This is a genomic window from Desulfosporosinus lacus DSM 15449, from assembly GCF_900129935.1.
Taxonomy (GTDB): Bacteria; Bacillota; Desulfitobacteriia; order Desulfitobacteriales; family Desulfitobacteriaceae; genus Desulfosporosinus; species Desulfosporosinus lacus.
This window is the reverse complement of record NZ_FQXJ01000003.1, coordinates 734,531-753,102: the sequence shown is the minus strand read 5'-3', so window position 1 is coordinate 753,102 and position 18,572 is coordinate 734,531. Positions and strand designations below refer to the sequence as shown.

Sequence of the window (18,572 nt, the reverse complement as noted above, 5' to 3'; positions counted from 1 at the left end):
AATTGCCCTTCACCATCGGCACTCGCTTTATCGTGAACTCCCACGAATGGGTTCTCTTGGCAATTGTCCCCTTGCTTTCTGGTCGACTAGGTTAGAGACGGGGGGATGTTTTAGGGTGATTTGGGGTCTTTGAAAGTCAGGGGAAATTGCCCGTTCACACACGTTTCCGTTCCCTGGCTCGTTAGATGCCGAAGGAATTTCGCCAACCTCTGGGCGGCGCAGGATGTGAACCTGGGCGAAATTGCCCTTCAGCATCGGCACTCGCTTTATCGTGAACTCCCACGAATGTGTTCTCTTGGCAATTGTCCCCTTGCTTTCTGGTCGACTAGGCTAGAGACGGGGGGACCGTTTTAGGGTGATTTGGGGTCTTTGAAAGTCAGGGGACTCTTGCCCGTTCACACACGTTTCCGTTCCCTGGCTCGTTAGATGCTGAAGGAATTTCGCCAACCTCTGGGCGGCGCAGGATGTGAACCTGGGCGAAATTGGCCCTTCAGCATCGGCACTCGCTTTATCGTGAACTCCCACGAATGGGTTCTCTTGGCAAGTGTCCCCTTGCTTTCTGGTCGATTATAAATACGATACCCTCGCTTAAGCTTTCTTAAACGAGGGTATCGTATTACTGCTTTAATTCCATTCGTTCTGTCAGGAGTTCCAAACTGTATGACAATTCGTTGTGTTCCCGATCTGTGTACCCTCTGAGCACTTCACTTAAGAATTTTTGTCGTTCGGCGATCACTGCTTCCAGTGCAGCCTTCCCCTTAGATAATAAATGCAGTCTGACTATCCTTCGGTCCTTGTCGTCTCGAACACGTTCGACAAGCTCAACCAGTTCCATTCTGTCTGCTAAATCAGTTGCTGTACTGCAAGCCACAAACAAGCTCTTACATAATTCGCCCATCGTTTGAGGCCCATATTCTTGAATGCTTATAAGGGCATTGAACTGAAGTTCAGAAATTTCCAAGTCTTGTAGAACCGCTCGACCACGTTCAAACAAAATAATATTAGCACGTCTCAAAAATTGCTCTAAGAGTTTTGTTAATTCTCCGTTTGGTACCGCCATTCCCACCCTCATTTCCTAAATATTATAACAATTCTATATTATCATAAATTATAGCCTTGTCCACCAAAATGAAACACGATTAACAAAAAATTGCATAGAAAACGAAAAACGGTTCTTAGTCAATTATTGAACTAAGAACCGTCCCTCGTGCCATGTTTACACCACGTCTTCCTGCCAGTTTGGACAACGACCCCGCACTAGATCCGGTGTTCCGAGCCTTTCCGCTTAGGTTGAACTGGGGGGATAATTGAAAAGGTTAATTGAGCTCGGAGAATTAGGCAGGGCTTCGTTATTATTTTGGTTGCTGCTATCGTTATTATTATTGCTAGCATTGTTGTTAGCATTATTGCTATTGCCATTAGTATTAGTATTATTGCTATTGTTGTTAGTACCGCTGCTTGGTACGACTACTCCTAAGCCCGCGTTTCCGGTTCCGGTATTGGGGACAACTGGATTGGCCGTAACTGCCGACTTAACTAAACTTGCCTTGTATACTAGATTTGTCGCAGCAACGGTCCCATATTTAGTGATAGGAGCCCCCTCAATTCGAATCTGGACTTGCTTGATTGTGGAAAACTGAGTCAATGTATTAACGAGTCCATATAAGGCAACTTCAGGAGAAACTTTGGAGTTAGGTTGCATAAACTCTTTACTTAAATCTACAATAACCACGTTATCTTTAATCGCGATATCCCGCAGGGTGGTGACCGTGGAAACGGAGCTCTGCATGGTCTCTGTCATAATCGGCCCTTTTAACCACTGATTGACCGTCTCTCTAGCCATGCTCACAGTCTTTTGTAATGTCCGTTCTTCCTTCAGTAAGTATTTGCCACTGGTATCCGGGAAATAGAGTGCAATCACCACGCCCTCTCCAGGGGTTGTTGTTGCGGGAAGAGCGGTCCCCTTATCTTCGTTCGCTCCTATCCAGTCCGCTAGCGGAGTGGAGGCTCCATCCTTTTTAACTAATGTCTCCAATGTCCCACAGCCTGTCATGAGAATTAAGCTGAGGAAAATAACCCCCATAAGAATACAATTTCGCGCCCGTACTTTCATACTTTTAGCCCCTTCCTCAGACAAATTTTCGGCTTTTATTAAGGTGATTTAAACTCCACTCGCTGAAGTTTTCTATACCCTCTTTTCTAACCTATGCTTTGTCCAAAAAAATAGTACAGGTTCCTACTATAAAAAGAGCCCTTTGATCTTCTCCCAAAAGAAAAAACGAACCTTTGGCTTGCTTTTCAGAGCGTAGTCTGTCTGACTTTTTCCATCTACTTGAACCGCAGTGGAATGCTCGACGTCCACAAAGCAAAGTGCAGGAAAAAGAACACACCACCAATTTGATCCTTGTCCCTCTCCGATTACCACCCGCAATGCTTCATATTCTCCAGCAGGCAACACTAAGGTCCCATAGGATTTAGTCGGGAAAGGAAAATGCCCATATTCCGTGTGAACGGTATAATTCTTGTTCCAAGCTTGAATTACAGAGAGTGCAATCCCCTCCATATTCGGCTGAATCTGCTTAACAATTTGCCTTGATTCTTCTATGGACTGAGCAGCGGCCAACTGTGGTGCAACGTCTTTTAAGATTGCATCTCTAACCGCCCGCTTCAAGGCTTGGTCTTCGTCACTATCTGAATTGGCCAGGACGTGAAAACGAATTAATTGATCTGGTGTTTGCGCCAGTGATGTTTCTACCTTCGCTCTTCCCACCGCAATAGGCCCTCCAAAGGCCCCAAATGTCAGAATTCCTATCATACTTATAATAATTGCACTGATAATAACTCGAGCTCTCATGCCTAAACCCCTCTTCCGAAAACATTTCTCTCTAATACAAGCCTGTCCAGGAATGTGAAGGTTTAAACAAAGTAGCAACTCTAAACAATAATATTCTCACGGGACAACACCTTTCTCGTATAAAGCACGACTCTCAGCCATAAATATGGGTATCGTGATGTTACATAGAAAGGAGCTTCTTATGCACGACATCTTCGAGATCGTCTGGATCAGTATGATTGCCGGACTGGCTACTACGCTTGGCAGCCTTCTTGTCCTCATGTTTGGCAAACCAAAAGAGCGTATCCTTGCCTCCCTTTTAGCTGGCGCCGGAGGAGTGATGTTAGCAGTTGTGAGCATTGATTTGCTCCCGGAGGCTTGGGAGGTCGGGCCACCAATTCAAGTAGGCTTAGGGTTTGTCCTCGGACTGCTTTTCATGTATCTGGCAGACATTCGCCTCAATGTCTCCCATGACACCCTCCCTCTGTCACGACGACAAAGACTTAAAAAAACCGGCCTGCTCGTCGCTGCCGGTATTGCCTTACATGATATCCCCGAGGGGATGGCCATTGCAGTCAGTCAGGAAGCCGCTCCCGGTCTGGGGTTTTTGATTGCCTTTGGAATTACGTTACATAATCTTCCTGAAGGAATGGCTACGACAGCTCCCTTAAAAATGGCTCAAATCCGTTGGTGGAAGATCCTTCTGCTTAACATCGGAATTGCTTTTTTCACGCCCCTTGGTGCCTTGCTCGGTCTCCTCGCCCTGGAGGGTGTAAAAGATTCCCTCGCCTTCTTTCTGGCCTTTGCAGCCGGTGCCATGACCTTACTCGTTTTTGCTGAGTTGATGCCCCTTTCCCGGGAGCGGCACCCCCGCTACGCGTTGCTCGGTGGTACCATTGGATTCATCTTATTTGCCTCGATCAGTCTGTTGCTTCCAGCCTAAGGGCGTTTTAGCTGGAGCGATAAAGGAAAAAGCATCTATACATAATACGATCCATCAAAGAATTAGCAGGGGCGTAACGAAATAATTTCGTTACGCCCCTGCCTTTTAGAAAAAGATATTTTATAATCATAGAACAATCGTTAAGTTAACTTTTAATTAATCGTTGTTAACGTTGTTAGCCTTTGTGAAATCTTCTGAGCTTAAATATAGCTTCCACTTTACTTAAGCACCTGAGCCGCATAGTCTCCCATTGCTTTATATCCTTTGGCATTGGGATACTTATCATTAATGGTTAACCCGGTTAAATATTTCCCCTCAGTATCAAATAATGCTTTTGAAAAGTCTAAGGTTAAGATTTCCTCCTGCTGAGCGTAACCCCATTCCCATTCTCGAATCTCATTAATACTTTCACTTTCTCCGGGATACTCGATCGGCAAGGCAAGAATAGGGATAATGTGATTAGATTTAGCTTTTTCCACCATAGCTGTAATATTTGTCTGGACTTCGGTAAGGGGCACATCTTGAAGTGCATCCCCAATTCCGGCAAAGATGATGACCCTGCCGGGTTTCTCTGCAACCACATCTGTGTCAAAGCGATCAAGCAAGTCTTTCGCAGTTTGCCTTGATTTCCCCTTATTGATCACAGGGACCTGAAGAACCTCCGCCGTGCGCACAGTCCAAGAATTTTCTGGGTCCAAAGGATAACCGAGGGTAAAAGAATCTCCTAAGGCAACAATCTTCGGGTTGCTTAGTGATGGATTCGTTGTTGTCGAATCAGGATTCACGGGAACAACAGGCGCCTTTTCACCTTGACCCCAAAATCCTGTAAAACCCGCAATCAAGACAATTAAGGCCAGACCAACGGCTACTTGAATTAAGCGTATCTCCAGCCGATATGTTCGCATTAAAAATCCCTCCTTCCTTTATCAATTATTCTACATCCTTGACCACTTTCCTTCTTCATTCAACATTCATTCTAACTGATCTTGTGAACGCATCATACACCAGTATGCACGATGACGCATATTTTGGTATAAGGAAAAAAGGAGGTAGCCTTATGAATTACATTATCAAGGCCCGCGAATTAGGAGAAGCCTTGTCTCAAACTCCGGAAGTTCAAGCATTAAAAGCTGCCGAGGCTTCTATCATGGCCGATCCTATGAGTAAAGAGGCATTTGTTCAATATCAAGAAAAAGAACGCGGGCTTGTAACCACTCAAATGCTCAGTAAAATTGTTCCGGAAAAGGACACCCTAGCCCTTCTCGATCTAAAAGTTCGTTTAATGAACAAACACCCTCTAATTAAAGCCTATTTTGTTCAACAGCAAAACTATGAAAAACTAATGGCTATGGTTAATTTAACCCTGACTACAGCGATGCATGGAATGCCATCTGCCAGTGACCTGCCCATTCCGGAAGAGTTTAAAGGCATGGCCCAGCAAATTCTTGACAAAATCAGTGGTGGGAACGCTATGGAGAAAATGCAAATCACGCCTGACATGTTAAAAGGCATCAAACTCCCTCCCAATCTCTAATCATAGAAGGTGTGATTGAGTAATGAGACCCTCCGGTTATCAGGGAGCACATTTTATCAACGATATCTCGCATCCTTTGACATTAATTGCCTTTCTTATTGTCATTGTATTAGGAGGGTGGGTAACTATACGCGCTTGGTTCTGATGACTAGCAGAAAGGGGGAACGCCGTTATCAACAAACATGACTGTATAGCACCGTTACCGGCGACTCCTTTCTCCTTTTCTATCTTAGTGACAAGCCCTATCCGCCGAAACCTATTGTACTGTCCTGTCAGTTCCATCATATTTCCTTTGGCTAAAACAAAAATTCAGTTTGCTTCTATGATTGTGGCAGGCTTAGATATCTTTATAGCCTTTCTCTTTAAACGTTCTTTGGCTCATCCTCCAGACCTCTCCCGCCCTGCTCCTGAGCAGTATCCTGTGACCTTGACCATGCCGCAGCTAAATCACTTGATACGCTCAGCCCTTAATGGGGAAATCCCTCTGTCTTCATCACAGAGATCTGTTCCTGGGCAAGGCTTTGGTCCCGTCGGACTGGATGAACCGCTTTTCCCAGATAATCTGAGTGTCTCCTTGATCATTTCAGCTCCATTTGCACCCTTCGACGGCAGCCCAGACACATCATTTAATGTCCCATTATTCGAAGTCCCAGGTGTCCCCGGCAACCTAATTATCGCTGTAAGTATACTCATCGCCCAGTTTCTCATCGAACGAGCGGGAGTCGGAAATGGGGACAACAACTCAAATGGGAAGGCTGCCATAAGACGAGCTGAGGGAGGTATTCCATATGTCAATGCCCTTTAAGTCCCCATCCTATCCCGATCGTTTCCCCCCCACTTCTGCCCCTTGTTCAAGACCACCCTTAGATTCTAAGACTTCAGATTCTTGGAATTATACCTTAAAGCGCCTTATACCGCTTCTGGAATATCCAACTGTTGGAGTCGGCCTTCTGGCCTGTACCTTTTTCTTCTTCATTGCCTTTCTTTCAGATCCCATCTTAGCCAATATAACCTCGATGACATTAGGGATCGTCGTAACAATAACTACATTCAGCCTGCTGATATTGATCGTTTTTATTCAGGTATTATTATGAGTCAAGACAATGGCTCTGCCCTTTAAAGAATTATAACTGACGAAGCGGGGTTTATTATAGAATTTAGCAGAGTTCTAACACAAATTAGGGGCCGTAACGAAACTTGAGGTTTTTTCAAGCTGGTGGTGCGTTATCCCAAAATAGAGGACTGTACACCTTGAAGTGGTGAACAGTCCTCTATTATATAAGGGGATTAACAAATAGAGTGGGGATGAAATAAACCGGAAAACAAGTTTCCTTACATCCCCAAAACATCGGATTTAAATAAGTTATTATTATTAGTCAAAGGGTCAAGCTCTTTCTATAACTGATTGGGGCCACCCAGCGGAGGAATGGTTGGCGGAAGCGCAGGGACAGGATTTTCTGGATTTACACCCATCTGATTTAAAGATTGCAGTAACTCTGAATTCATCGGTACTTCTTCCGGAACGATCGGTGCCTTTTTCCTGCCATTCATGAAGCCTGTAATCTTACCCCAGATAGATGTTGCAGTTGTCTTCATGGGGCGGAGAAAAGTCATCACACCCATTGGATCTTTGACTTTCAGAATCAAGGGACCATTCGGAGCTTGCCCCAGCTGTGCGGGATTTTCTGCGGAAACTACCACACGGTCGTAATGATGCAGCGGAACCGGGCTTTGGAAATGAGCACGATAAACTCCTTGACCAACTTGACGCAGAGTTCCTACTAAGAACCCTGTCTTTCCTTTATCATCCACCAAATAAGCAGCATATACCCCCGGTTGTCCCAGTCCGAGAAAAGTTTGCGGTGCCGGAAGATTGGCAATCAGAAGAAAACTATTGTCCGGGGAAATGGTCGCCACCCCATTGCCATTAATCCCTTCTTGGGCAGCTTGTAAGATAAGCTGGCGCGCTTGACCCGGGTTATAGGGGATACCTTGATGATACCCTTGTTCCGGCATATATCCCATACCCGGATTAGGTCCACCTTGTACCGGAGGCGGCCCCTGCCACTGGTTTCCTGGACCTGGGGGGTGCTTAGCTCCAATAAAGCCTCCCCTCATATTTTGGATTTGTCCATCCTTTTGGAAGACTCCACTGGCCTTAAGTCCTGAACCAAGTGTATTGCGAATCGAACCCGGAGAGTATCCCGAGCCAAATTGACCATTGGGTAATTGACCAGGGAACCCCTGCGGTCCGATGGGCTCATAAGGATTGTTCGGTTTATCCCCAACGAACCTCACTATGCTCCCTCCTTTATTCACTTCAATGTAACTTTATATCATGATATGATAGTGCGCATAGAAGGGTTCTGAAAGGAGGACACAATGCCCAAGAAATTGACTCACCCTCTTGCCAAAAAAGTATCTCGCCGTAATTTCTTCCGTGGAATCGGCGGTTTCATAGCAAATCATTGGCTTCTTTCTTCAATCCCCCTTGCCGGAGCAGGAGTCCTCGGCTGGGCAGAATACGACACTCTTACCTTAAAACGCCAAGAGTGGGATTTATATTACCCGAACCTGCCGGCAGCCTTAGAGGGAAAGACCATCTGCCAACTAAGCGATTTGCATCTCGAAACTTTACGAATTTCCCCCAAGAATATATACGAGAGCGTGATGGCTGAAAAACCGGACCTCCTCGTGATTACAGGAGATATCATATCTACCCGCACGGATCTGGATAAATTAGACCCCTATTTGGGGGGATTAACTGCTCCATACGGGAATTTCGTCGTCCTGGGGAACAACGATTACAGTCACCTTTCCCGCACTCTTTTTAAACGCTATCTCCAAGAATTGAACAACATTGGATGGACTCCCTTATTGAACGATGCCGCTTTTCTCCCGAACCTCAACCTTTGGGTCATTGGAATCGACGACCCGGCGACCGCTCATGATGAAGTAGATTTAGCTTACCAAAAAGTATTCTCTTCTCAGCAACTTGCAACTGATCCTCCCTTTCGCCTCGTCTTAGCCCATTCCACAGATTGTCTGGACGATGTAGCAAAAAACGGAGCAGATCTTCTTCTCACGGGGCATACCCATGGCGGACAAATCCGCCTGCCGGGATTCGACCCTCTGATCACCAATACTTATTTAGGGGACCTGGGGTTTTATGAAGGTTACCATGTCATCAATGGAGTTCCCTTGTATATCAATACGGGTATTGGAGAAAGCATGATCCCTTTGCGCTTTAATGTCCCTCCCGAAATCGCTTTCTTCACCTTGCGTAAGGGGAATGCGGAGCCGGGACATCAGACTTCCTAGCGAGGGACTTGTATGAGCCATCGTTCGGTCATACGACGCAGAGCAAACTAACCGTTTAAGCAACTGCTTTGGGGAGCGGGGTTCACCCTTCGGCGATAGTATCATTTTAGGGAACCCGCCTACGGCGATAATCTCCACTGGAGACTATCGTACCAGATGAGCCATCCTTGGCTCACTGGCGGCAGTGTACATCCGCCGGCCATGGATGGCCAAGTGTCCCCGGAGCCCGAAGACACTGTCTTCGCACGGATTAGCCTTCTTGCAGGATGGCGGGAGGGGACCTTGTACACTGCCCCGTATCTGGGGTCGGTCGCTTAAACGGAAGTTTGCTTTTCTGCTTACGTATAGACGTCGCGCTGTCTCACTGCGTCCCTGGTCTTAGGTCAAGGGGGACGTTGCTTGGGAGAAGGCACATTTCATGTGCTCCTTCCTGCCTTCCTTTTGTATACTACGCGTTTCTGGGGTCTGTGCTAATATATAGAATGCTTATTTTTTCTGCTTACTTAGAGACGCCGCTCTCATGTTTCACTGCATCCCTCGGCTTAGGTCAAGGGGAGCGTTGCTTGGGAGAAGGCACATTTCATGTGCTCCTTCTGAGTGTATCTTTGGGGACGGTTCTCAGAACTTTTCAGTTAACCCTGAATTAGCTTATTGGTCCAATCCGCCGAATAAGATGAGGCTGGCTAAATTACGCGCTCGTATACCGAAAGCCCCACAACATCGATTGTTGTGGGGCTTTCGCACTGAGTGGGCCTTTACCTCTAAATGCTGAACGTATGGTTGCCAATTCGTTTGATAACGGTACGGCTCTTAATCCATTGGTCTGTTGCGGTTTTTGGGTTGTAGTAAAAGATTGCTCCATTGGTTGGATCCAGACCGGATAGAGCTGCTTCGGCTGCCTTATAGGCCTGATCATTTGGGTCTAGATGAATTTGTCGATCATTTACCGCAGTAAAGGCTCCGGATTGGTATACGATTCCTTGTATTGTTTTCGGAAAACGAGGATCCTTCAAGCGATTAAGTACAACTGCTCCGACAGCAACTTGTCCCATGAAATCTTCCCCTCTGGCTTCTCCATAGATGACACGGCTCAACAGTTCGATCTCCTGTTCGGAGACTAAACGGCCTAGTCCTCGTGAATGAATCTGGCTTTCAGAGGAGACAGCCGAAACGGCTTTAGAGTTCTCTAGTGTCTGACTGTCGTTTTTAGTTGGCGGGAGCGGGCTTATGGTTAATTTCTCAGGTAACTGAGTGTCTTGGTTTACGAATATTTCGTAGGTTTTGATCTTGGACTCGGTTGATGGAAGTAAGTTGCTTGAATCTGCAGTGGTGTAATCTTCTTGATGGTTTTTTGCAAAAACTGGAATGCTCCGTAAAATACTTACCCACCAAGGTGTATAGGCTTCATCATCTTCTTCAGCAACTTGTTCCCTCTCTGCTGCTTTTACTTTTGCTTGCGCTGAAGTTACCAAGATTTTATCGGTATATTCCTTTACATCCATCGGCTTGAGATCTTCAGATCTCTTCTTTGTTACTGGGGTCGGAACCCATAATGATTGCCCTTCTCTGATTTGATCCGGGCTTTTTACACGGTTAAGCTTTACGAGTTGGTCGACTGTTGTTTGATACCTTTGGGCTAAATCCCAAAGGGTTTCTCCACGCTGAACTACGATTTTCATCGTGGCTATTGAATTAGTATTGAGCCCGTTATTTGCATTGGTAGTAGTTTCGCTCCCTAGCCCCAACACAGGATAAATATTGGCTTGCCATAAAAACAAGCACATTATCCCACATAGGACTATCGCCAAGGATTTCCGACATCGTCGGTGTGGTAATAAAATAAAAATCACCTCTTGATTATTAGACTATTTCTAGTCTTTCCCATTTGAGGTGAGTTTTATAACAACGCAAAATTAAATGCATAATAGTGGCAGAATGCTTAACTATTATTTGTCATAAGCTACTAACGCAAACATATATTATAATGACTAAGCAAAGATAGATTAGTCTCATCTTTTGTTTCGTCAAGCTTGGTAAGTGAGGTGAGGCTGACAACTATGAAGGCTTTTATTAAAAACCTGTTATTGTCGTTTTCTCCCCCCGAAGAAGCCCCGCTCAGCGAGGAAGAACGCCTGCTAATGGAAATCGAAGAGACTAGAGAAAAAATGGACCATGCCTGGAACCGCCTGGATTATGCAGACCCGGAATACGTAGATATTGCAGTACTTGAACTTCTGCTGGTAGAGACCCAATATGGGATTCTTAATAAACGCTATCGTTTGATGTTAGGTATAAACGATAATTCTTACTTCGTACCATCGGCTGCCAAGGCGTTATCCTCTACACTGGAGAAGAATTGCCGAAACCACGCCTTCTATGGCTCTCTACTAAATCGCATTGAAAGCCCCCCCACGAAATCAGTTACTCCCCCATTGAATTCCCCAAATCCTTATCAGTCATAAAGAGCTCCGCCGATTCGGCGGAGCTCTTTAATATCTGTTTGTTATCTGAGCCCTCTCAATATCACATCCACGATTGCCGGATGATCTATCTCCCCTATAGGTCTTGGACCGATAAAAACCCTTTGTTTACAAAACTGATCCAGTGTTCCAATAATACAACAGGTAGCTAATTCTACATCAAGGTCGGATCTTAATTCCCCTTTTTCTTTAGCGCCCTTGACCATCTCTTTGTAATATTCGATAATAACCGACTGAACCGCCATGTAATGAAGACGAATATCTTCCGAAAGGATTTTAATCTGCATAGCAATGTGTACGAACTCCATATGATCGTTCATAAATTGAGCGGTAAAGCTTGAGCAGTTCATAATCTTTTGCTCAATAGACTCTCCCTTTTCCAGACTCTCTTTAAGCCCAATTCTAAATTTCTCCACACTAAATTTGAGTATTTCTTCAAATAAGCGATCCTTGCTTTCAAAGTACTCGTACACTGTTCCTTTTCCGATTCCCGCCTCTTTGGCAATATACTCCATCTTTGCGCCGTCGAAGCCGTATTTAGAAAAAACCCGGATAGCAGCTTTAATTATTTCTGTCTGTTTTTCTTCTCGCGACGCCGTGGGTACCATCTCCTTTAAACTGAGGCGATGATCGATGCTCTTAGATGAACCTCGATCATCCATCGAGCATCGAAGCCAGCCATTAAACTGAGTGCGTTGTCTGAGGTGCAGTGCTTTGCTTTTGCTTTTTCTTTTCCTTTTTACGTTTTCTTGAATCCCGAATATCCTCAAAAATCGTATAAATAACGGGTACAAGCAACAGGGTTGAGACTGTCGAGAGTGCAAGTCCAAAAATTACGACGATCGCCATCGGGGCCATAGTTTCTGAACCTTCTCCAATCCCTAAAGCCATCGGTAACAGACCGAGGATGGTTGCAAGTGTGGTCATCATAATCGGTCGCAAACGAATCGGACCGGCGTTTTCGATAGCCTCTTCTCGTTCCTCTCCCCGCTCTCTGCGTTTTATAATATAATCCACCAAGACAATGGCATTACTCACGGCAATACCTACCAGGAGAATCAAACCGATGAACGAGGGCACGCTTAAGGTTGTTCGGGTAATAAACAGTCCCAACATCCCACCCGAGAATCCCATCGGCAAGGATAGAATAATCGTGAATGGGTGTAATAAGGATTCGAACTGAGATGCTAAAATCATGTAGACGAGGAGGATTGCCAGTACTAAGGCCATCCCCAAATCCGCAAAGGATTCCATCAGTTCTTCATTCTCACCCAATACCTCATACGTATACCCATCCGGAATCGGATACTCGTTTAACTTTGTTTCAATATCTGTCGTGACACTCCTCAAATCCCGGTCGATAATCTGACTCGTAACATGAACCACCCGGGTCTGTCCCGTGCGCTCAATTTGCACCGGACCACGCCCTATCTCAACTTCAGCGACTTGACTGAGAGGAATGGTAATTCCTGAAGGTGTGGGAATCGGAGTCTGCCCCAGGTTTTCAAGACTGGTCTTAAAGGTCTCATCCCCAGAAAGTACGACATCGATTTCCGATCCTTCATAACGATAAGTTGTCGCAGTGGTTCCGGAAATGGTTCCCTTGACAGCCTGGGAAATCTGAGCTGCCGACAAACCAAATTGGGCGGCATTGGGACGATTGACTTTTACAACGACCTCCGGGACCCCGTCCGTCATACTTGTCTTAACTTCACGGGTTCCGTCAACCGACGAGACGATCGTCTGTATCTCCGTTCCTATCTTCTTAAGCTCATCGAGTTCCTCCCCTTTGATTGCAATGTCAATGGGAGTTGTTGATCCTCCCATTTGCATATTATCCGATACTGTCACTTGAATTTCAGCACCGGGGATGTCTTTTGTCAAAGAACGAATCTCATCGCTCACCTCTACGACGCTCCGCGTTCTAGCGTCCAAATCCACTAACTGAATACTGACTGATCCGGTATTGGCCGTATCTCCTCCAAATGACAATCCGCCGCTGGTTCCGATTTGGGTAAAGATTGTTTCAATCTCAGAAATACCTTCCAGCTTCTCCTCGATTTGTGTAACCGTGTTTTCAGTGTCCTCAACCTGGGCTCCATCCGGCATAGTCGCGCTGATTCTTAATTGTCCGACATCTGACGCAGGCATGAATTCCGCTCCCAAGCTGAGTACTGAGGCAGCTGAGAGAACGAAAAGTAATGTTGCAGCCGCCATTACCATCTTTCGATGATGCAAAGCATAGTGGAGAAACTTCTTGTAGACAGCTTCAATTCGCCCAAAGATCTTGTCAAACCCGCGACTAAAGCCGTCGATAAGCCCTTTAATTCCGGTACGTCCCTCCGGAATAGCCCCGGTTTTCATGAGCTTAGCAGAAAGCGTCGGAACTAAGGTTAAGGAAACCAGGAGTGAGGCCATCAGAGATATAGCAAAGGTCATGGCCAATTCCCTGAAAATTATGGACACAGTCCCCTCAACAAAGACGATGGGGAGAAAGACCGCAACTGTGGTCAACGTGGAGGCGAAAACAGCCATCCCGACCTCAGATACCCCTTTAATGGCAGCCTCGTATTTGGAGTATCCTTCCTGGCGATGTCGATGAATGTTTTCCAAGGCTACGATATTATCATCCACCAGACGTCCCATGGCCAGGGTTAATCCCCCCAGAGTCATCATGTTAATAGTGATTCCTGCAAAATAAAGAACTGCAAAAGTCGCCATCATGGCAATCGGAATCGCCGTCGCTGTAATAAAGGTGGTTCTGATATTATGGAAGAACAGGAAAACCACAATAATGGCTAAAATACCACCCATAATAGCTTCATTTTCAACAGTTTTTATGGATTGCTTGATATCAATAGACTGATCCATGACTATATTAACTGTCAAATCAGGGTACTCTTTGGCGAAGGCTTCAACGGTAGCATTTACCTCATCTGCCACTTGAACAGTATTTGTCCCTGATTGTTTTTGAACAGAGACACTAACACTCTTTTCTCCATTTGATTTGGAGATTGCGGTGACTTCCTTATGCTCTATGCCAACATCCGCTATATCTTTTAGTCTAATCTGCCCTCCGCTGGGGAGCGGAATCAAAAGGTCTTTTATTTCCTCCACAGATTCGAACTCACCTGTTGTCCGAATCGTAAGTTCCTGGTTGCCTTTTTGAACCTCACCTCCTGGGGAGTTAAGGTTTTCTGCGCCAATAAGTTGCGCTAAGGAATTAATGGTTAGACCGTACCCGTTCATTTTCTCCAGATGGGTTTTGATCTTAACTTGATCCTCATACCCTCCGACAACCGAGACTGAAGCAGCCCCTGACACCCGCTCAAGTTGTGGTTTAAGCTTATCTTCCGCAATAGACTGCAACTTAGCCAAGTCAGCATCGTGTCCGCTCAGGGTCAGTGTAACTACAGGCATTGCATCTAAATCCAACTTCATGACCATCGGGGCCCCTGCCTCAGAAGGTAAACTACTCTTAATCTGGTCAACCTTCTCCCGCATTTGAAGGGTCGCAAAGTCCATGTCCGTTCCGTTTTTAAACTGTGCTATAACGATTGAGTTCCCCTCAGTTGTTGTCGAAGTAACCGTATCAATATTTTCGACAGTGGAAACGGCTCCTTCCAGAGGATTAGTAATAAGTTTCTCGATTTCTTGGGGACCTACCCCAGTGTACTGTGTCACTACGATCGAAACAGGAACTTCTATGTTCGGCAAAAGGTCAATCGGCAGGCGAGTCAGAGAAATACCACCCAGAAGAATGATAACCAGCATCGCCATAATGATTGTGACCGGGCGCTTAACCGAAACTTCTACTAGCTTCAAGACTCTTCCCCTCCCACAATCTTCACCTTGTGGCCTTCGTCAACTAAGGTTTGCCCTTTAACGATCACCGTGTCGCCCTGGTTCAACCCTTCGAGGATTTCTATGTCCACCCCCGTATCCAGGCCGGTGACAACCTCTTTGGCAACAGCTTTATCTTCTTGTACTATCCAAACAATTGTTTTTTCATTTTTAAGAACGACGGCCTCACTTTTAATCGCCATTACGTCTGCTTTCTCATCAGTAACCAGTTCGACTTTAGCAAACATGCCTGGTTTAATTAAACCGTCCATATTCTCAATCAGAACTTTAAGTGGATAGAGCTGAGTCTTCGGGTCAGCTGAAGGACTAATATTATCAATCTTCCCTGCAAAGTTCTTCTCGGACACCGACGGAACCGTAACCTTTACTTCACGATTCTTATTCAGTCTGTTCACCAAATTCTCCGGAACACTAATCGTGCTATAAAGACTGTCGGCACTCGTAAGGCTTAAAGCGGCTTGGGCGCTCGTTGCCGTATTTCCCACCGTTACATTGACCTGAGAGACGATCCCATCTACAGGGGCAGTCACGGTTGCATTATCCAGAGATTCGCGTGCTTGGGTAAGCTGAACTTCAACCAACTTCAAACTGCTGTCTGAAGCCTGCACACTTAATTGTTCAATCTGGCCGGCATAGGACGATTCCAGCTCCTTGAGTCCTAACTCTGCTTGGTCGAGTTGAGACTTTGAAGCTGCACCGGCATCATAAAGGGCCTTTGTATTGGCTAGAGTTAGTCTGGCATCGGCAATCTTTTCTGAAGCAAGAGCCTTTGTTCTTTCCAGGGAGGTTTTTGCAGATTCCCACTGTTCTTTGCTGTTTTGATATCGAGCTTCAGCTAACTGATAGTCATTACTTAAATCCGTCATGTCGATAGTTAAGAGAACCTCTCCCGCATGAACTGCATCTCCTACCTTCACGTTAACAGACTCAACCTTGCCCTGAACCTTTGGAATGACAGCTACATCGGTCTCAGATGAAACCTTTCCACTCAAAATGGCTGTATTAACGAGGGCTTTATTCCCAACCATTTCTACTTCTACTGGTATGTATTTTTCTTCGACGACGGCAGTGGGCTCACTTCCACTGCACCCTGTCAGCAATCCAAACGCCAACAGCGCCACGATCAGGATCCGGACCTTTCCCTTTTTCCAGGTTTTCTTTTCCAACGCCAATCTCCTCCACTTTTACCCATATATTATCTCTAATCTTCAAAACCGACTGTTCGGTCACTTCTTAGTTATACCTTGAATACCCTTGGAAATCAAGCCTAATTACTAAATAATCTGCTGAAAAATAAGAGTAACCCACCAGTTAAACTGATGGGCTGCTAATTATTTGCTCAGCTGTCTGAAGCTTCCTTTTTCCGTCCTCGAATGTCCTGCCATAAGGCCATTAGTTGTTTTATTCCCTCTAAGAAAACAGCAATAAAGCGCAGTGGATTCTTTCTCATTTCCTCCAGACTCACTGCCACCTCATTCACCGTTCCACCCACTTGCTCACTTGTTTGTCTCACTACGGAGGTAACCGCCTGAACATCCGATAGCAGATAAGGCAAATGAGCATTAATGTCCTGTACTGTCTGCTTAGCTTCATCCGTTAGTTTCCGCGCGGAGCGTATCCAAAGCATTAATTCAACGCCGATCACTCCGAAAATGATAGTAGCTACAAGAGCACACACTTCAAAAACCATGGCTCATCCTCCACTCTGTCGTCCTATCGTCCTACATCCTATCGTCTTATCTTTTCACTTAGATCCTTAATAGCGGCGCCATAGTCCGGATCATAAGGAGGGGTCATGTTTCTCTCACTAATCCTGTCCGTGATCCTGTCGTTCGCCTTAAAGGACTGAATCTTGGAAGTGCCTCCAACTTCTTCACCTCCACTGATCGTATGTGCGATGGCCAGGCCACCCTCTTGCAAGGACTGACCGGAGGCTCCCAGGACTGTCGGATGAATGACCAACCAATAGGTCGTATCCGGAGTTAACTCAACCTGAGGAATCACTTGCATACCATAAGTCCCCAGCGGTTCAAACGTCGAAAGCGTCCTCTCCCCTGTATTGCTGTTAATCAGCTCGATGCTGGAGTTATTTACGCTCTGCCAATCTATCTCCCCTGAGAAATTCACTGTGAATTTCTTGTCCAGCCGAATTTCTGATAGCTGGGCAACTTGGCGATAGCTTGAATAATAATGGAGATAACTTAAAGAAGGTTGTTGTGAATTATTTTCAACCACACCCGACAGTTCACCCCAAGCTTCCCAATAATCATTCGTCCGTGCCATAGCAAGTGCCTGGGTCGAATCTGTTAACATAAGTTCCGCTGCTTTGAGCGAGTCTGCGTGCTGGATTACCACATTGGGGCTAACCCCTACTTTATCGATCTGGTTCCCTAGTGGGGAATAAAAGTGATCCACCGTCATTTTAAGAACTCCGCCATTCTCTAGCGGAAACATGCTCTGAACCGAGCCTTTACCATAGGAGGTAGTTCCGACAATAGTCGCCTTGCCATGATCCTTGACCGCTGCAGACAAAACCTCTGAAGCGCTGGCACTGTTTTCATTGATTAGAAAGATAACCCGTTCATCGATTTTCCAACCGGGATCCCTTGCCTCAATGGGAGAAAGCGTACTGGTCCGGTCCTCTACGCGTACCGCAATATCCGATCCAATAAAATAGCCCGCCAACTCAAGAGCCGAGCTCAAATATCCGCCTCCGTTATTTCTCAAATCAATAATCCAACTATCTGCGTTTTGATCTTTTAACTGCTTAGCTGCAATCTCGAATTCCTCTGGTGTATCACTCCCAAAGGAATTCAGATCCAGGTAGCCTATATGTCCGTCCAATATCTCCCCCGTCACAGTGGGCTCTGAAATCGCTCTGCGCTCAACCTTCAGATCCCGGGTCACTGTGCCTTGCTTTACCTTGAGTTGAACCTTACTTCCTTCAAGGCCCCGAATTAAGTTCACAGCCTCTTCCGAAGTAAGCCCTGCTAAGGATTGCCCGGCGGCACGAGTAATAACATCTCCTGCTTCTAAGCCAACCTCTTCTGCTGGGGAGCCAGCAATGACACTCAATACCTCTACTCCTTCAGGTACCATCTCAATATAAATCCCGATCCCCGTGAAACTCATATTAATACTTCCGACGAAATCCTGGTATTGCTCCGGCGTGAAATACATGGTGTGCGGGTCTCCCAGTCTTTTCAGCGTCTCTTCCACAGTTGGCGCATTTAGGACATCATTTGAAACCGGCTCGACATACCGAGTTTTAATAAGAGAACGAATTTCAGTCAATACTCCGGCGTCGGAAGCCAAGACCATTGTTGAATTACTCAGTATTAAGAGTAAGACGAGCATAATGCTTAAGAGACTGTGACCGACCGCTTTTTTTCGTAAAAATCTTGCTAGCATAGTTTAATAATCTCCCCTCCGAAGTTCCAGACCTCATTATGGATTAGATTCGACGCGGGAATGTAATTACCTTCGACCAGCGCTAAAAGTTCTTTTAGTGTGAAAAGTTCTTTCAACGCATAAAAAAATGCCCTCTATAGTTACCTCACTAAAGAGAGCATTTTTATTCGCTGAATCGAATATCAA

The 18,572-nt window shown here is 45.7% G+C and carries 18 protein-coding genes; 7 read left to right on the top strand and 11 right to left on the bottom strand.

Translation table 11 applies throughout. The annotated features are described in order from the left end of the window. Positions 1-426: 426 nt before the first annotated feature. A complete protein-coding gene (locus BUB11_RS27975) occupies positions 427-573 on the top strand; it encodes a hypothetical protein (RefSeq protein ID WP_207650020.1) in 147 nt (48 codons plus the stop codon). A gap of 43 nt (positions 574-616) precedes the next feature. Here BUB11_RS27975 and BUB11_RS03565 read toward each other — a convergent pair whose 3' ends face one another. From BUB11_RS03565 to spoIIR, 3 genes are all read right to left on the bottom strand, one after another. After that, entirely contained in the window at positions 617-1,060 is a 444-nt protein-coding gene (locus BUB11_RS03565) for a MarR family winged helix-turn-helix transcriptional regulator (protein WP_073027916.1), read from the bottom strand. Between the two features lie 225 nt (positions 1,061-1,285). Then, a complete protein-coding gene (locus BUB11_RS03560; protein ID WP_073027914.1) occupies positions 1,286-2,113 on the bottom strand; it encodes a GerMN domain-containing protein in 828 nt (275 codons plus the stop codon). Positions 2,114-2,239: 126 nt separating this feature from the next. Then, positions 2,240-2,854, bottom strand: coding sequence for a stage II sporulation protein R (spoIIR, locus tag BUB11_RS03555; RefSeq protein ID WP_073027913.1), 615 nt, complete (start codon positions 2,852-2,854; stop codon positions 2,240-2,242). Between the two features lie 181 nt (positions 2,855-3,035). On the opposite strand from spoIIR, the gene BUB11_RS03550 reads away from it, so the two are divergent. After that, positions 3,036-3,776 (top strand): ZIP family metal transporter, encoded by a 741-nt coding sequence (locus tag BUB11_RS03550; protein WP_073027911.1) that lies wholly within the window; start codon positions 3,036-3,038, stop codon positions 3,774-3,776. A gap of 218 nt (positions 3,777-3,994) precedes the next feature. Here BUB11_RS03550 and BUB11_RS03545 read toward each other — a convergent pair whose 3' ends face one another. Beyond that, the gene (locus tag BUB11_RS03545; RefSeq protein WP_073027910.1) at positions 3,995-4,681 is read right to left on the bottom strand and encodes a GDSL-type esterase/lipase family protein; all 687 of its coding nucleotides are present in this window, start codon (positions 4,679-4,681) and stop codon (positions 3,995-3,997) included. A gap of 152 nt (positions 4,682-4,833) precedes the next feature. On the opposite strand from BUB11_RS03545, the gene BUB11_RS03540 reads away from it, so the two are divergent. The 3 genes from BUB11_RS03540 (at position 4,834) to BUB11_RS03530 (ending at position 6,404) form a co-directional block, all read left to right on the top strand. Beyond that, on the top strand, positions 4,834-5,310 hold the full coding sequence (locus tag BUB11_RS03540) for a YlbF/YmcA family competence regulator (protein WP_073027908.1): 477 nt from the start codon (positions 4,834-4,836) through the stop codon (positions 5,308-5,310). A 292-nt stretch (positions 5,311-5,602) separates the two neighbouring features. Then, entirely contained in the window at positions 5,603-6,115 is a 513-nt protein-coding gene (locus BUB11_RS03535) for a hypothetical protein (protein ID WP_345788566.1), read from the top strand. Further along, positions 6,099-6,404, top strand: a complete 306-nt coding sequence (locus BUB11_RS03530) for a hypothetical protein (RefSeq protein WP_073027905.1) — start codon at positions 6,099-6,101, stop codon at positions 6,402-6,404. Before BUB11_RS03535 ends, BUB11_RS03530 begins: the two co-directional genes overlap by 17 nt. 301 nt (positions 6,405-6,705) lie before the next feature. Here BUB11_RS03530 and BUB11_RS03525 read toward each other — a convergent pair whose 3' ends face one another. Then, complete coding sequence (locus tag BUB11_RS03525) at positions 6,706-7,608, bottom strand: hypothetical protein (protein WP_073027904.1); 903 nt, start codon at positions 7,606-7,608, stop codon at positions 6,706-6,708. An 84-nt stretch (positions 7,609-7,692) separates the two neighbouring features. On the opposite strand from BUB11_RS03525, the gene BUB11_RS03520 reads away from it, so the two are divergent. Beyond that, positions 7,693-8,631: a metallophosphoesterase gene (locus tag BUB11_RS03520; RefSeq protein ID WP_073027902.1), complete on the top strand. Its 939-nt coding sequence runs from the start codon at positions 7,693-7,695 to the stop codon at positions 8,629-8,631. Between the two features lie 761 nt (positions 8,632-9,392). On the opposite strand, the gene BUB11_RS03515 is transcribed toward BUB11_RS03520, so the two are convergent. Beyond that, positions 9,393-10,415: a cell wall hydrolase gene (locus tag BUB11_RS03515; RefSeq protein WP_073027901.1), complete on the bottom strand. Its 1,023-nt coding sequence runs from the start codon at positions 10,413-10,415 to the stop codon at positions 9,393-9,395. A gap of 273 nt (positions 10,416-10,688) precedes the next feature. On the opposite strand from BUB11_RS03515, the gene BUB11_RS03510 reads away from it, so the two are divergent. Further along, on the top strand, positions 10,689-11,093 hold the full coding sequence (locus BUB11_RS03510) for a hypothetical protein (RefSeq protein WP_073027899.1): 405 nt from the start codon (positions 10,689-10,691) through the stop codon (positions 11,091-11,093). Between the two features lie 41 nt (positions 11,094-11,134). Here the strand turns inward: BUB11_RS03510 and BUB11_RS03505 are convergent, their stop codons facing one another. The 5 genes from BUB11_RS03505 to BUB11_RS03485 form a co-directional block, all read right to left on the bottom strand. Beyond that, on the bottom strand, positions 11,135-11,773 hold the full coding sequence (locus BUB11_RS03505) for a TetR/AcrR family transcriptional regulator (protein ID WP_242947441.1): 639 nt from the start codon (positions 11,771-11,773) through the stop codon (positions 11,135-11,137). A gap of 19 nt (positions 11,774-11,792) precedes the next feature. Beyond that, entirely contained in the window at positions 11,793-14,936 is a 3,144-nt protein-coding gene (locus BUB11_RS03500; protein ID WP_073027897.1) for an efflux RND transporter permease subunit, read from the bottom strand. Continuing rightward, positions 14,933-16,141: an efflux RND transporter periplasmic adaptor subunit gene (locus BUB11_RS03495; protein WP_073027895.1), complete on the bottom strand. Its 1,209-nt coding sequence runs from the start codon at positions 16,139-16,141 to the stop codon at positions 14,933-14,935. Before BUB11_RS03495 ends, BUB11_RS03500 begins: the two co-directional genes overlap by 4 nt. A 173-nt stretch (positions 16,142-16,314) precedes the next feature. Next, positions 16,315-16,665, bottom strand: coding sequence for a hypothetical protein (locus BUB11_RS03490; RefSeq protein ID WP_073027894.1), 351 nt, complete (start codon positions 16,663-16,665; stop codon positions 16,315-16,317). A 38-nt stretch (positions 16,666-16,703) separates the two neighbouring features. Continuing rightward, positions 16,704-18,386, bottom strand: a complete 1,683-nt coding sequence (locus tag BUB11_RS03485; protein ID WP_073027892.1) for a S41 family peptidase — start codon at positions 18,384-18,386, stop codon at positions 16,704-16,706. Between the last annotated feature and the right edge of the window lie 186 nt (positions 18,387-18,572).